Raw genomic sequence first — 13,057 nt, 5'->3', positions numbered from 1 at the left:
AAACCTTGCAGGTTTCAGACACCTGCAAGGTTTGGTCAAAAATTATCTTCTAGCTTAATTCCATCGGCACATCCATCAACAACACCTCCGCACCTTCAGTATTCGCTTTAAAACTGATGCTATCAGTATCCCAAACACCCAAACCATCTCTTTTGCTCAACACCTGTCCGTTTATGGTTACTTCGCCATTGATTACAAAAGCATAAACACCATTGCCTGCTTTTTTGATTTTATATTCCGTTTCAAATCCGGCATCGAATTTACCTAACGAGAACCAGGCATCCTGATGGATCCATACACCAGCATCATCAGCATTAGGCGACAAGATCTGCTGAAAATTATTGTGCCTTGCTTCAACATTTAATGTTTGCTGATCGTATCTTGGTGTAACGTTTTTCTTATTTGGAAATAACCAGATCTGTAATAAGTTCAATTGCTCATCAGCATTGGCATTAAACTCGCTATGGCTCACACCTGTTCCGGCACTCATTACCTGGATTTCACCATTTTTAATAACGGCCGAATTACCCATACTATCTTTGTGAGCAATTGCACCAGCTAACGGAATGGTGATAATTTCCATATTATCGTGTGGGTGGGTACCAAAACCCATACCACCGTCAATCAAGTCATCATTTAAAACCCTTAAAACCCCGAAATGCATCCTTTCCGGATTGTAGTAATTAGCAAAACTGAATGAGTGGTGTGCATTTAACCAGCCATGATTAGCATGACCACGGGTGTTTTCTTTGTGCAAAATAAACTGTGACATAAACTTCCTTTCTTATTTATGATACAAATTTACAGCGGTGATGTTGAACCGGCATTGATGTAGGGTAAGAAAGTGTAGTTTGGAGTTTTCAGTTACCAGTTTGGAGTCAGCAACAGTTACAAACCATGCCTGACCAAAACAAAATTACTATTAAGCTTCCTTAAAGCATCCAAAGCAACCCGATTGCCGTTTTTGTTTTGGGCGAGGATATCGTTTGCCGTTTCAATAGCATACCCATGCAAAAAGGGATTGCGTTTATCGATTTGCCCCAGCGCCCAGTTGATGGTCTTTTTAACAAAATTCCGGTGATGATAGACTCCCTTTCAATGATAGGCGAAAAGCCCAAAATCGTTTCATCAGGTTCTTTTTTAAGGTGTACCTCAGCTGCAGCTATCAACACAAACCCGTACGTTTTACAAATTCTGCTTGGGCTTGCGTAAATTCTAAAACTTTGACTTAAAATAAGGCGTTTTAACAAAAGGATTTTCGCAAGCCTGGCACCTATATCCCAGCAATTAAATCTTCCACCCATGCTTCTATTTTTGCTTATCCAACCTCTTTATAATCGCCAATAAAGGTGGCTAAAAGTCGGGCTTCATGAAATCTAGCTTCCCAAAGCAACAAGGACAATTTCTAATGTTATCAATTTGTTTGGCAAGCTTGCGGATGTTTGGCACACGAATACTATAAGCTTTGGAAGTATCGATCCCAAAATAGGCCATCTTTTTTAAATATTCCGGCTCGCTAATGGATCCGAGTTCAAAAAAAATGCAAGTATATCGTTCATGTTGCACTATAAAACTCTCATTCCTAGGTTAGATACAGGCCAAGTTTGAAAAATTCTTATTTAAATTTTTCGTTTAAAATGCTGCCCATTAAAATAATATTTTTTTGGGGATCATTTTTGTATAATTTGAAATCGCCCTGCATTACTTTATACTCCTTGGTTTTAGCATAATTTTTCTGCTGTATACTATCAATTTTTGCTGCCTCAGTTCTATTAAATATAAGCATCTTCATGTTAATTATTTCCCTGGTATCTGTTTTTTGTCCAGAACTTACCTCCATTGAAAATCCTCTAGCATAATCAATTTGAATACGCCTATCGTTTGCTGTCCACTCATAAAAAACATCTTCAGTAGTTTGTGGCCTAAAAGTTGGCGTACCAAACTGCCTCTCTAATTGTTTTACAAACTCGTTGTAAACCGTATCAGATTTAAGTTCTGCATCGGCTAAAATCGCTACCGTTTTATTATCGTGAGTTAAAAAAGCGATCCTATTAAAGTATATGTTCTGGTAATAGGCAATACTATCAATAATCTTACTGTAATATGCTTTACCATAAAATGAATCCTTACCATTCCAAGCTTCTACTTTATAACCTACCGGATAATCAAAAGGCATCGAGTAACCTTTTTTCATGAAATCAGGATCATTATTTACATTTGAATCTATTTTGGATTTTAAAATTTTAAGTGGTTTTTCATTGAAATCAAGTTTTTCCAAATTCAGCCCCTTCCTTTCCACTGCATTTATAGCATCTTTATCGTTTTGCTTGCAAGAAAACAAAATTGTACCTAACAGCACTAAAAACAAATTCTTCATCAGGTTATTTCAAGTTAAAACCGAGTGTAAAGGGTACAAACAAATATTTAAATTTTCAGTAATTAAATTACCACCAATTTAAACCATTAAGCTAATGCCTGCTCGATATCGGCTAAAATATCGTTGATATGCTCCAAACCAATTGATAAACGGATAGATCCTTGCTCAATCCCCACTTCATTGCGTTGCGCTTCAGTAAGTTTGCTGTGCGTACTGGTTGCGGGATGTGTCGCAATAGAACGCGTATCAGCCAGGTTTGCCGAGATCGAAAACAGTTGCAAACCGTCCATAAATTTACGTGCAGCATCTATACCACCATCAACCACAATGGTTACAATGCCTCCACCCTGTTTCATTTGTTTTTTAGCGATATCATATTGAGGGTGCGACGGTAAAAACGGATATTTAACCAATTTAATTTTGGGGTGCTTTTCTAAATACTCGGCCACCTTTAAAGCATTTTCACAATGGCGGTCCATACGAATAGCCAAAGTTTCTAAACTTTTAGATAATATCCATGCATTGAAAGGTGATAACGCCGGTCCACTATGACGTGCAAAACCGATCACATCTGCAATCAGTTCTTTAGTACCTAAAATAACCCCTCCTAATACACGACCTTGCCCATCGATATATTTGGTTGCTGAATGAATAGAAATGTGTGCACCAAATTTAATGGGCTGTTGCAAATATGGCGTGGCAAAGCAATTATCAACTACCAACAAAACATTGTGTTTTTTAGCCAGATTGCCCAAAAATTCGAGATCGATGATGTCGATCCCGGGATTAGATGGGGTTTCAACAAAAATCATTTTAGTATTAGGCTTAATCAGAGCCTCCCAGTCTTGTGGTTTGTCCAGATCGGCATAATCGAAAGTTACCCCCCAATTAGAAAAAACATTGGTTAACAATTGATGCGTAGAACCGAAAACAGAACGGCTTGACACCAGATGGTCTCCATTTTTCAAAAACGCACCAAATGTGGTAAAAATTGCGGCCATACCCGTCGCTGTGGCAAAACCATCTTCAGCACCTTCTAAAAGGCACATTTTTTCGATAAATTCTGAAGTATTTGGATTCGAATAACGGCTATAAACATTGCCCTCTTTCTCATTGGCAAACAGCGCACGCATTTCTTCCGCATCATCAAACTTGTAACTAGAAGTAAGGTAAATCGGCGCTGAATGTTCTTTATGTAAACTGCGTTCGGTTTGTGTGCGTATCGCTATGGTTTCAAAATTTTCGGATTTCATTTTTTGTATCAGGATTTGAGTATCAAGTAGCAGGATTTGAGTATCAAGTAATGCGTATCGAGATTTGGGTATCAAGATTTGAGTGTCAAGTATCAAGATTTGAGTATTAAGTATCAAGATTTGAGTATTAAGTAATCTTCTTGATACTTGATACTTGCTACTTGATACTATTTATTTTGTACGTAAAATTAATTGTTGCTGAACGGCCTAAAATATTCGATACAGAGCAGTATTTATCAAAAGTCATAGATAATGCACGCTCCACTTTTTGGATGCTTAAATCGCCGAACAAATCGAAGTGGATATCAATTACATCAAAAATCGGAGGCATTTCCTCGTCTTTACGCGTGGCATTAATGGCAATTTTGATATCATTTAGAGGTTCTTTTTGTTTAGTAAGCACATTTACCATATCAATACCACTGCAACCACCCAAACCGATTAAAAGCATCTCCATGGGCCTGAAACCTTTTCCCTCACCACCAATGGCGGCTTTAGCATCCAACTCTACCGTAAAACCGCTCTCGTTTTCTGCTTCAAAATTAAATTTCCCGCTCTTGCGGACTAAATTAATGTTCATATCAATAGTATCGAGTATTGAGTATCAGATATCAAGACTTAAGCCTTCTTCCTTTCAACCCTTACTTTAATTTAAATTTATTATTTAATATCGTAAAATTTGCTGTCTGAACGCTTTGCGCCATCCGATCAGCTTAAATACCATAAAATACAAAGTTGTTTTGCTCCAGTTCATGCAATTTAACCGGATGGCCGAAAATTGCAAAAACCGACGAACCGCTGCCACTCATCAAAGCGAATGTGGCGCCTGCATCGTATAAACTGGTTTTTATTTGATGAATTTGGGGATACTTTGCGAATACCGATGGTTCGAAATCGTTGATAACCTTATTTTTCCATGTTGTTGGATGCAAATGTATGATTTCTTTTAACGATTGCAAAGGTTTTTGCGGTTTTACCTGCGCATAAGCATCAGTCGTACTTACATGTACAGGCGGTTTCACCAAAACTTTAAACCAGGCTGACAAATCTATTTCACACTTTTCAAATTCGTCGCCTTTATTAAATGCGTAAGCTGGTTTATTTTCAATAAAAAATGCACAGTCGGCACCTAACTGCCGGGCATAATTCTTCATTTTATCAACAGACATCCCTAAACTGAATTTATCATTTAACAGTTTGATCAGAAAAGCACAATCAGCTGATCCTCCACCCAAACCTGCTCCAACCGGAATATTTTTCAATAAATTAATCTGCTGTGCAGGAATATTATAATCTTTCTTTACCAAATGGTAAGCCCTAAAACACAGGTTGTCATTCGGATCGCCGGGAATATCAATGCCGTGAATTTTGCAAGAGGTTACTTCTGCATCGATAATCTCAACCGCATCCTTAATATTGATCGGATAAAAAACCGTTTCGAGATTGTGATAACCATCAGTCCGCTTCTCGGTGATGTTTAGGCCAAGGTTTATTTTAGCGTTGGGGAAAGATAGCATATTAGTCCAAAATCGTGAGTCGTAAGTCTTGAGTCCTAATTGCAAAAACAGCAACGACCATCAATGCAAACATACAATGTTATGTTTTGATAACAAAGTATGCAAAAGTAATCTCGTAATAAAATTTTAAAAAGCGCATAGTGTCAATAACTAAAATATTCAACTTTTGATAAATTTTCGATATTTGTAAATTATCAAAACAGTATGAAACAATATTTAGATTTAATGCAGCATGTGCTGGATCATGGCGCGCAAAAGCACGACCGTACCGGCACCGGAACTATAAGTGTTTTTGGTTATCAGATGCGTTTTAACCTTCAAGAAGGTTTTCCGATGGTGACGACCAAGAAACTGCACTTAAAATCTATTATCCATGAACTGATCTGGTTTTTAAGTGGCGAAACCAACATCAAATACCTTAAAGAAAATGGTGTTCGAATTTGGGACGAATGGGCTGATGAGGATGGTAATTTAGGCCCTGTTTATGGTTCGCAATGGAGAAGCTGGCCAACACCAGACGGAAAGCACATCGACCAGATTACGAACATCATCAACACCATAAAAAACAATCCAGATTCGCGCAGAATTATTGTTTCCGCCTGGAATGTAGCGGAAATCGAAAATATGGCATTGCCGCCTTGTCACGCTTTTTTTCAATTTTACGTTGCAGATGGAAAATTAAGTTGCCAGTTGTATCAACGAAGTGCCGATATTTTCCTGGGTGTACCTTTTAATATTGCTTCTTATGCCCTACTGACCATGATGGTGGCACAGGTTTGCGGTCTTGAAGCTGGAGATTTTATCCACACCCTTGGTGATGCACATTTGTACAATAACCATATTGAACAGGCTAACCTTCAGTTAAGTCGAGCACCTAAACCACTTCCGACTATGAAAATCAATCCTGAAGTAAAAAGCATTTTTGATTTCAAGTTCGAAGATTTTACGCTCGAGAACTACAATGCCCATCCCCATATTAAAGGCGTTGTGGCCGTATAAGCTTATTAAAAAATATCGATCAATTAAATAGATTGCTACACCCCACTTCACGTCCCTTGCTTCAGTTCGCAATGACGCTGTGATTATCGTCATTGCGAGGAGGAACGACGAAGCAATCTTTTTTAAACATGACATAATCAGTCATAACACTTTAGTCTACAAATTTATGACCAATGAACCAAAAAACCCTTCGCTTTCCATTGCTGTAGCAATAGGCGAAAATTACGCAATAGGTAAAAACAACCAGCTTTTATGGCATATGCCAGCAGACTTGAAGTTTTTTAAACAAACTACATCTGGCCATACCGTGATCATGGGACGTAAAACGTTCGATTCTGTAGGTAAACCATTACCTAATCGCCGTAATATTGTGATTACAAGAGATACACAATTAAAAATTGAGGGTGTTGAAGTCTTAAATAGTCTGGAAGAAGCTTTAGCATTTACCAAAACAGAAGAAAAACAAGTATTTATTGTTGGCGGTGCTGAAATTTATAAACAGGCATTGCCAAAAACGCAAACACTTTATTTAACCACCATTCACCATAGTTTTGAAGCCGACACCTTTTTTCCGGAAATAGATCGAAAAGAATGGAAAGTGATCAGCATCGAACCGCACAAGGCCGACGAAAAAAATAAGTACAATTATACTTTTGAGGTTTTAGAAAGGATTTAATTCAATTTAATCGCAAAGAACGCTGAGAACTTCGCAAAGAATGCAAAGCATTTTCTTACAAGTTATCCGATGCCAATAGACCTCTACCCCTGCCGGTTAAACCCGATGGCAGTGAGCATGGAGCGCAGCGAAATAAAACGGACAGCGGGACTGTCGGAGCCCAAGAAACACAGGTATTGCTTTCCAACAAAAAAATCTTTAACTCGCTTGAAACTTATAAATGAAAAGATGCTTCGTTCCTCAATATAACAACAGTTGAAAAAGTTGGCACATCAGCCGGAGGAATCCAATCCCAAAAGCTGCTACAATTACTTTCTAATCAATTTCATTCTGAATTTACCTCTCTAAAATAAATTCTGCCTGATGAATAGTCGAGGATTAATGCTCGATAAAAATTAATCTTAATAAATTATCAATTAAGGGGTTCTATAATTTAAAAATTTAATTAGATTTGCCGACTTGTTAAAAAACAGCGAAAGACAAATTATTTTAAACAAACAATGCAAGGAAAAGGTTTTATTAAGTTTATAGCGATAGTATTGGCTATCGTTTGTGCGTATGCACTTTCTTTTACTTTGGTGGCATCCAAGGTAGAAAAAGATGCAAAAAACTATGCGAAAGGCGACTTAGCCAAAGAAAAGGCTTACTTAGATTCGATGAGTACCGAAAAAGTTTATCCGGTTGTTGGATTTACTTATCAAGAGGTAAAAGCGAAAGAGATTAATTTGGGTCTGGACTTAAAAGGCGGGATGAACGTAACGATGGAGATATCGTTAGCGGAGTTGGTAAAATCATTGGCGGGTAACCCTACTGATGCAAACTTCAACAAAGCAGTTCAAAATGCACAGATTCAATTAAATGCCGGTGGTAAGGATTACATCAAAATTTTTGTTGATGAATTCGAAAAATTAAGCCCTGGAGTAAAACTTGCAGATTATTTTTCTAATCAGGATAACGCATCTCAGTTAAAACCTAATGCAAGCAATAATGAAGTTGAGTCTTTCTTAGAAAAAGAAGCAACCAGCGCTATCGATCGTTCATTTACCGTTCTTCGTTCACGTATTGATGGTTTCGGTGTAGTTAGTCCGAACATGCAAAAACAAGAAGGCAGTAACCGCATCTTAATTGAAATGCCAGGTGTGCAAGATAAAGAGCGTATTGCTAAACTTTTGCAGGGATCTGCCGAATTACAGTTCTGGCAAGTATACCAGGTGCAAGAAGTTGCACCATTATTAGAAAATATTAATAAAATTTTAGCGGCAACATTAAAAACTGATGCACCAGCTGCTAAAGATACAACGGCTGCTCCGGCTGCAGGTGGTAAATTAGCTGGCTTAGAAAAAGCTGCTGCTAAAGATACTACAGCTAAAGGTGGCAAACTTGCGGGTTTAGGTAAAAAAGATTCGAGCGCAGTTAAAGCCGAATTAATCAAATCTAATCCACTTTATGCTGTTCTTAACCTTCCAATTTACCAAGGCGAAAACGGTCAACAGCAACTAATGCCTGGTGCAGTTGTGGGTATGTCGCTACAAAAAGATACTGCAAAGGTCAACGCTTATTTAAAACTTCCTGAAGTAGCTGCATCTATTCCATCTACGATGAAATTTATGTGGAGCGTTAAACCCAGAGAAGGTTCGAAAGTTTTCGAGTTATATGCTATTAAAGTAGTTAGTGCAGATGGCAAACCAGATTTAGGTGGTGAAGCAATCAGCGATTCGCGTGCTGATTTTGACCAAAAAGGCAAACCAGAAGTAACCATGTACATGACCAGTGAAGGTGCTGCTAAATGGAAAAAAATTACTGCTGAAGCTGCTGCTGATCCAAATAACAAAAAATCTATTGCGATTGTATTAGACAATCAGGTTTATTCTGCTCCTACCGTTCAGAACGAAATTGCTGGTGGTGTTTCCTCAATCACTGGTAACTTTACCCAGGCTGATACCAAAGATTTATCTAACATCTTAAAAGCGGGTAAATTACCTGCGCCTGCACGTATTGCAGGTAGTTATATAGTTGGTCCAACTTTAGGTGCACAGGCTATTCACGATGGCTTAATCTCATTTGTGATTGCCTTTATCGTAATCCTGATCTTCATGGCGTTATATTATCACCGTGCAGGCTGGGTAGCTAATTTTGCGTTGTTAATCAACTTGTTCTTCATTATTGGTATCCTGGTATCACTTGGTGCGGTATTAACCTTACCTGGTATTGCAGGTATCGTATTAACGATTGGTTTATCGGTAGATGCAAACATCCTTATTTTTGAGCGTGTACGTGAAGAGCTTGCGCATGGCAAGAATACTGCTTCAGCCATTAAAGAAGGTTTTAAACATGCAATGCCTTCCATTATCGACTCAAACGTTACCTTATTTATTTTAGGTGCCATCCTTTATGTTTTTGGTAGTGGTCCGGTTCAAGGTTTCGCAACTACATTATGTATCGGTATCCTTTCTTCATTATTTGCAGCTGTTGCCATTTCGAGAGTAGTTTTCGAATCGTTATTAAACCGCAAAATCGATGTAAGTTTCGATAACAGCCTTACGCGTAATGCATTTAAAAACTTAGCCTTCAACTTTGTTGGCCGTCGTAAAATCTATTACATTATCTCTACCATCATTATTATTGCAGGTATCGGTATGTACTTCAAAAATGGCGGTTTAAACTTAGGTGTAGATTTTAAAGGAGGTAGAACTTATTTGGTTCATTTCGATAAAGCAGTTAACACTGAAGATTTAAAAACCAAGTTAAACCCGGTTTTCGGTAACGAAACGCCTGAGGTTAAAACTGCAGGTGAAGATAGCCAGGTAAAAATCACCACTACTTTCCACATCGAAGATCAGGACATTAAAACGGATAAAGTTGTTGAAGACGCATTAAATAAAGGTTTAGCAGGTGCTAAATATGAAATCGTAAGTTCGCAAAAGGTAACACCTATCATTGCAAGTGATATTGTAAACGGTGCTTTCTACGCAGTATTGATCTCCTGTTTATTCATGTTTATTTACATCGTAGTACGATTCAAAAAATGGCAGTATGGCTTAGGTGCGGTAATCGCATTATTCCACGACGTTTTAATGGTTTTATCATTCTATACTATTTTAGACGGCGTGATGCCATTCTCATTAGAAATTGGTCAGGATTTTATCGCAGCAATTTTAACGGTAATGGGTTATACCATGACGGAGACGGTTGTTGTATTCGACCGTATCCGTGAGAAATTAAAAGAATCTGGTAAAGAAGATTTACATGGCGAAGCGCGTAACAACTTAATCAATTTCGCATTGAACAGTACCTTAAGCCGTACTATTTTAACTTCATTAACCGTATTCTTCGTGTTATTGGTGATCTTTATTTTTGGTGGCGATAGCATCCGCGGATTTATTTTCGCCTTGTTAATCGGTCGTATCATCGGTACGTACTCGTCATTATGTATCTCTACGCCTATCGTAATTGATTTGGGTAGTTCTGCAGAGAAAAAATAAGATCCAAAATCTTAAAAATACACAAGCGCTCCGAGAAACTGGAGCGCTTTTTTTATACCCTGCTCTTTTACCACGAAAAGACAAAAAGGGATTTGCTATATTTTTTGGTTTTAGAAAAGCAATGCCTGTGGCTCTTCTGTTCCGATAGCCCTGCTGTTCGTTTTATTCCGCTGCGCTCCATGCTCACTACCATCAGGTTTAGTTAACTTAAAATAATGCTAAGAACCTATAAAATCCCACTTCGTCATACCAGCGTTATATCTTCTTTTTTAAGCTACAATAACTGCCAAAACCTTATTCTTTAAACCTTTTGGCTATCTTTTTGTTATTTAAGCAATAGATAAACGGAGATAAAATGGATTTACAACTTCCTAAAAGCGAGTACCCCAGAGTAGTTATAGTTGGCGGTGGATTTGGCGGTATTGAATTGGCCAAACGTTTAAAGAATAAACCTTTTCAGGTAGTGATGCTCGATAAACACAATTACCATACGTTCCAACCTCTACTCTATCAGGTAGCTACAGGAGGTTTAGAAGCCGACTCTATTGCTTTTCCATTAAGAAAGATTTTTAAAGGTCAAAAAAACCTGATCTTTCGCGTAACCAAAGTTACAGAAGTAAATGCTGCAGAAAATTGTTTACAAACAGATATCGGCAGAATTAGTTACGATTATCTGGTTATTGCAACAGGATCTACCAGTAACTTTTTTGGCAATAAAGAAATCGAGGCCAATTCCATGCCCATGAAATCCATCCCGGAAGCATTAGATTTAAGAAGCTTGATTTTGCAAAATTTCGAAAAATCGCTGATCGAAAAAGATCCGGATAAGAAAAACGCCTTACTCAACTTTGTTGTGGTTGGTGGTGGACCAACGGGCGTAGAAACCTCCGGGGCTATCGCAGAGCTTAAAAGACATGTTATCCCGAATGATTATCCGGAAATGGATTTAAGCAAGGTTAATATTTACCTGATCGAAAATTCGCCTGAATTGTTGGGGGTAATGTCGCCACAGGCACAGAGAAAAGCCAAAGATTTTCTAACTGATATGGGCGTTCAGATCATGAACGAAACCCGGGTATTGGGTTACGACGGACTAAAACTCAGCCTGCAGGATAAAGCGCCTATTTTAAGCTCTACCGTAATCTGGAGTGCAGGTGTAAAAGGAGAAGTATTAGCTGGTTTAGACAAAGCAGAAGTAGTTCGTGGAGGCCGGTTGAAAACAGATACACAAAATTTAGTGGTAGGTTATCAAAATGTATACGCCATTGGCGATGTGGCCGCTATTATCGATGAAGAAACACCCAACGGTCACCCGGGGGTTGCCCCCGCAGCCATCCAACAGGGACATCACCTGGCCAAAAACCTGATCAACATTAAAGAAAATAAACCTTTGGAGAAATTTAAATATTTCGATAAAGGCTCGATGGCTACAGTTGGCAGAAATAAAGCTGTTGTAGATATTGGCAAAATCCGTTTTCAAGGCGTATTTGCCTGGTTTACCTGGATGTTTGTTCACCTAATGACTTTAGTAGGTTTCAGAAACAAGATCATTGTTTTCGTCAATTGGGTTTGGAGCTATTTTAGTTATGATCGCGGAACCCGTTTGATTATCAGAACCTTTGCGAAGGATCGAAGTGTGGATTACAGGGAAGAGGTACCCGCTGTAAAAGAGGTTAATGTCTCTTAGGGTTTAGGGTTTAGGGTTTAGGGTTTAGGGTTTAGGGTTTAGGGTTTAGGGTTTAGGGTTTAGGGTAACTTTAGTGCTAAAAATTTGTTTGTGGTTTCTTCTTTACTTTGCGAAAAACTTTGCGCACTTTGCGGTTAAACCAAAAATATGAGCCAAAACAGTTTCAGATTAATAGAATGTCCCCGCGATGCCATGCAGGGACTGCACGATTTTATTCCAACTGAACTTAAAGTTGAATATTTAAACCTGTTGCTGCAGGTTGGTTTTGACACGCTTGATTTCGGTAGTTTTGTTTCGCCTAAAGCAATCCCGCAAATGGCAGATACCGCTGAAGTGTTAACAAAGCTGGATTTAAGTAATACTAAAACTAAACTTTTAGCCATTGTAGCTAATTTAAAGGGAGTAGAAGATGCTGTAAAGCAAGAGGCAGTTGATTACCTTGGTTTCCCATTTTCGATCTCTGAAACCTTCCAACAACGTAATACCAATTCGAGCATATCACAATCGTTAACTACGGTAGAAGAAATGCTTTCACTTTGTGCAAAAAATAGCAAGAAGGCGGTTGTTTACCTATCGATGGGTTTTGGAAATCTTTATGGTGATGAATGGAATTATGAAATTGTAGAAAAATGGGCTGATGTACTGGTAAGTAAAGGAGTGGAAATTTTATCGCTGGCCGATACAGTAGGCGTTTCCACGCCGGAAAAAATAGAAACCATATTGCCTAAATTAATTTCAAAGTTCAACGGAACAGAAATTGGCATTCATTTACACTCTACTCCCGCTGAACGGATCGAAAAGATATCTGCTGCTTATGATGCTGGCGTTAAACGCATAGATTCAGCATTGAAGGGTTTTGGTGGCTGCCCAATGGCTGCCGATGACCTCACCGGAAACATCGCTACAGAAGATGTAATTAGCTTTTTGAATGCAAAAGGCGAAAATTTAGAGTTGAATATGGATAAATGGGAGGAGGCGATGGCTTTTTCCGGAAAGGTATTTAGTGATTTCTAAGTTTGGTAAGCATACAGAAAATAATTGTATTATTTCTCCAATGCTGTACCCA

General features: G+C 38.3%; 10 protein-coding genes. 5 read left to right on the top strand and 5 right to left on the bottom strand.

The window, feature by feature from the left end; genetic code table 11:
- Positions 1 to 49: 49 nt before the first annotated feature.
- From PGN18_RS20125 to ispE, 5 genes are all read right to left on the bottom strand, one after another.
- Positions 50 to 772 (bottom strand): pirin family protein, encoded by a 723-nt coding sequence (locus PGN18_RS20125; protein WP_335321368.1) that lies wholly within the window; start codon positions 770 to 772, stop codon positions 50 to 52.
- A gap of 843 nt (positions 773 to 1,615) precedes the next feature.
- Complete coding sequence (locus tag PGN18_RS20120; protein WP_335321367.1) at positions 1,616 to 2,377, bottom strand: hypothetical protein; 762 nt, start codon at positions 2,375 to 2,377, stop codon at positions 1,616 to 1,618.
- A gap of 86 nt (positions 2,378 to 2,463) precedes the next feature.
- Positions 2,464 to 3,630, bottom strand: a complete 1,167-nt coding sequence (locus PGN18_RS20115; RefSeq protein WP_335321366.1) for a trans-sulfuration enzyme family protein — start codon at positions 3,628 to 3,630, stop codon at positions 2,464 to 2,466.
- 157 nt (positions 3,631 to 3,787) lie between these two features.
- Positions 3,788 to 4,210: an OsmC family protein gene (locus PGN18_RS20110; protein ID WP_335321365.1), complete on the bottom strand. Its 423-nt coding sequence runs from the start codon at positions 4,208 to 4,210 to the stop codon at positions 3,788 to 3,790.
- 133 nt (positions 4,211 to 4,343) lie between these two features.
- Entirely contained in the window at positions 4,344 to 5,147 is an 804-nt protein-coding gene (gene ispE, locus PGN18_RS20105) for a 4-(cytidine 5'-diphospho)-2-C-methyl-D-erythritol kinase (RefSeq protein ID WP_335321364.1), read from the bottom strand.
- A 204-nt stretch (positions 5,148 to 5,351) separates the two neighbouring features.
- On the opposite strand from ispE, the gene PGN18_RS20100 reads away from it, so the two are divergent.
- From PGN18_RS20100 to PGN18_RS20080, 5 genes are all read left to right on the top strand, one after another.
- A complete protein-coding gene (locus PGN18_RS20100) occupies positions 5,352 to 6,146 on the top strand; it encodes a thymidylate synthase (protein WP_335321363.1) in 795 nt (264 codons plus the stop codon).
- Positions 6,147 to 6,312: 166 nt separating this feature from the next.
- Positions 6,313 to 6,822, top strand: a complete 510-nt coding sequence (locus tag PGN18_RS20095; protein ID WP_335321362.1) for a dihydrofolate reductase — start codon at positions 6,313 to 6,315, stop codon at positions 6,820 to 6,822.
- 500 nt (positions 6,823 to 7,322) lie between these two features.
- Positions 7,323 to 10,304 carry a protein translocase subunit SecDF gene (secDF, locus tag PGN18_RS20090; protein ID WP_335321361.1) on the top strand — a complete coding sequence of 994 codons (2,982 nt, stop codon included), beginning with the start codon at positions 7,323 to 7,325 and terminating at the stop codon, positions 10,302 to 10,304.
- Positions 10,305 to 10,659: 355 nt separating this feature from the next.
- The gene (locus PGN18_RS20085; RefSeq protein WP_335321360.1) at positions 10,660 to 11,991 is read left to right on the top strand and encodes an NAD(P)/FAD-dependent oxidoreductase; all 1,332 of its coding nucleotides are present in this window, start codon (positions 10,660 to 10,662) and stop codon (positions 11,989 to 11,991) included.
- Between the two features lie 147 nt (positions 11,992 to 12,138).
- Positions 12,139 to 13,005 carry a hydroxymethylglutaryl-CoA lyase gene (locus PGN18_RS20080; protein WP_335321359.1) on the top strand — a complete coding sequence of 289 codons (867 nt, stop codon included), beginning with the start codon at positions 12,139 to 12,141 and terminating at the stop codon, positions 13,003 to 13,005.
- Positions 13,006 to 13,057: the final 52 nt, after the last annotated feature.

The sequence above is a fragment of the Pedobacter terrae genome (assembly GCF_036946585.1).
GTDB lineage: Bacteria > Bacteroidota > Bacteroidia > Sphingobacteriales > Sphingobacteriaceae > Pedobacter > Pedobacter terrae_C.
Note: the sequence above shows the minus strand (reverse complement) of the source record. Positions and strands in the feature narration are given on the sequence as shown.

Coding starts and splice junctions, on each gene's coding strand:
- PGN18_RS20125 (WP_335321368.1), bottom strand. CDS start 772: ATGTCACAGTTTATTTTGCACAAAGAAAACACCCGTGGTCATGCTAAT.
- PGN18_RS20120 (WP_335321367.1), bottom strand. CDS start 2,377: ATGAAGAATTTGTTTTTAGTGCTGTTAGGTACAATTTTGTTTTCTTGC.
- PGN18_RS20115 (WP_335321366.1), bottom strand. CDS start 3,630: ATGAAATCCGAAAATTTTGAAACCATAGCGATACGCACACAAACCGAA.
- PGN18_RS20110 (WP_335321365.1), bottom strand. CDS start 4,210: ATGAACATTAATTTAGTCCGCAAGAGCGGGAAATTTAATTTTGAAGCA.
- ispE (WP_335321364.1), bottom strand. CDS start 5,147: ATGCTATCTTTCCCCAACGCTAAAATAAACCTTGGCCTAAACATCACC.
- PGN18_RS20100 (WP_335321363.1), top strand. CDS start 5,352: ATGAAACAATATTTAGATTTAATGCAGCATGTGCTGGATCATGGCGCG.
- PGN18_RS20095 (WP_335321362.1), top strand. CDS start 6,313: ATGACCAATGAACCAAAAAACCCTTCGCTTTCCATTGCTGTAGCAATA.
- secDF (WP_335321361.1), top strand. CDS start 7,323: ATGCAAGGAAAAGGTTTTATTAAGTTTATAGCGATAGTATTGGCTATC.
- PGN18_RS20085 (WP_335321360.1), top strand. CDS start 10,660: ATGGATTTACAACTTCCTAAAAGCGAGTACCCCAGAGTAGTTATAGTT.
- PGN18_RS20080 (WP_335321359.1), top strand. CDS start 12,139: ATGAGCCAAAACAGTTTCAGATTAATAGAATGTCCCCGCGATGCCATG.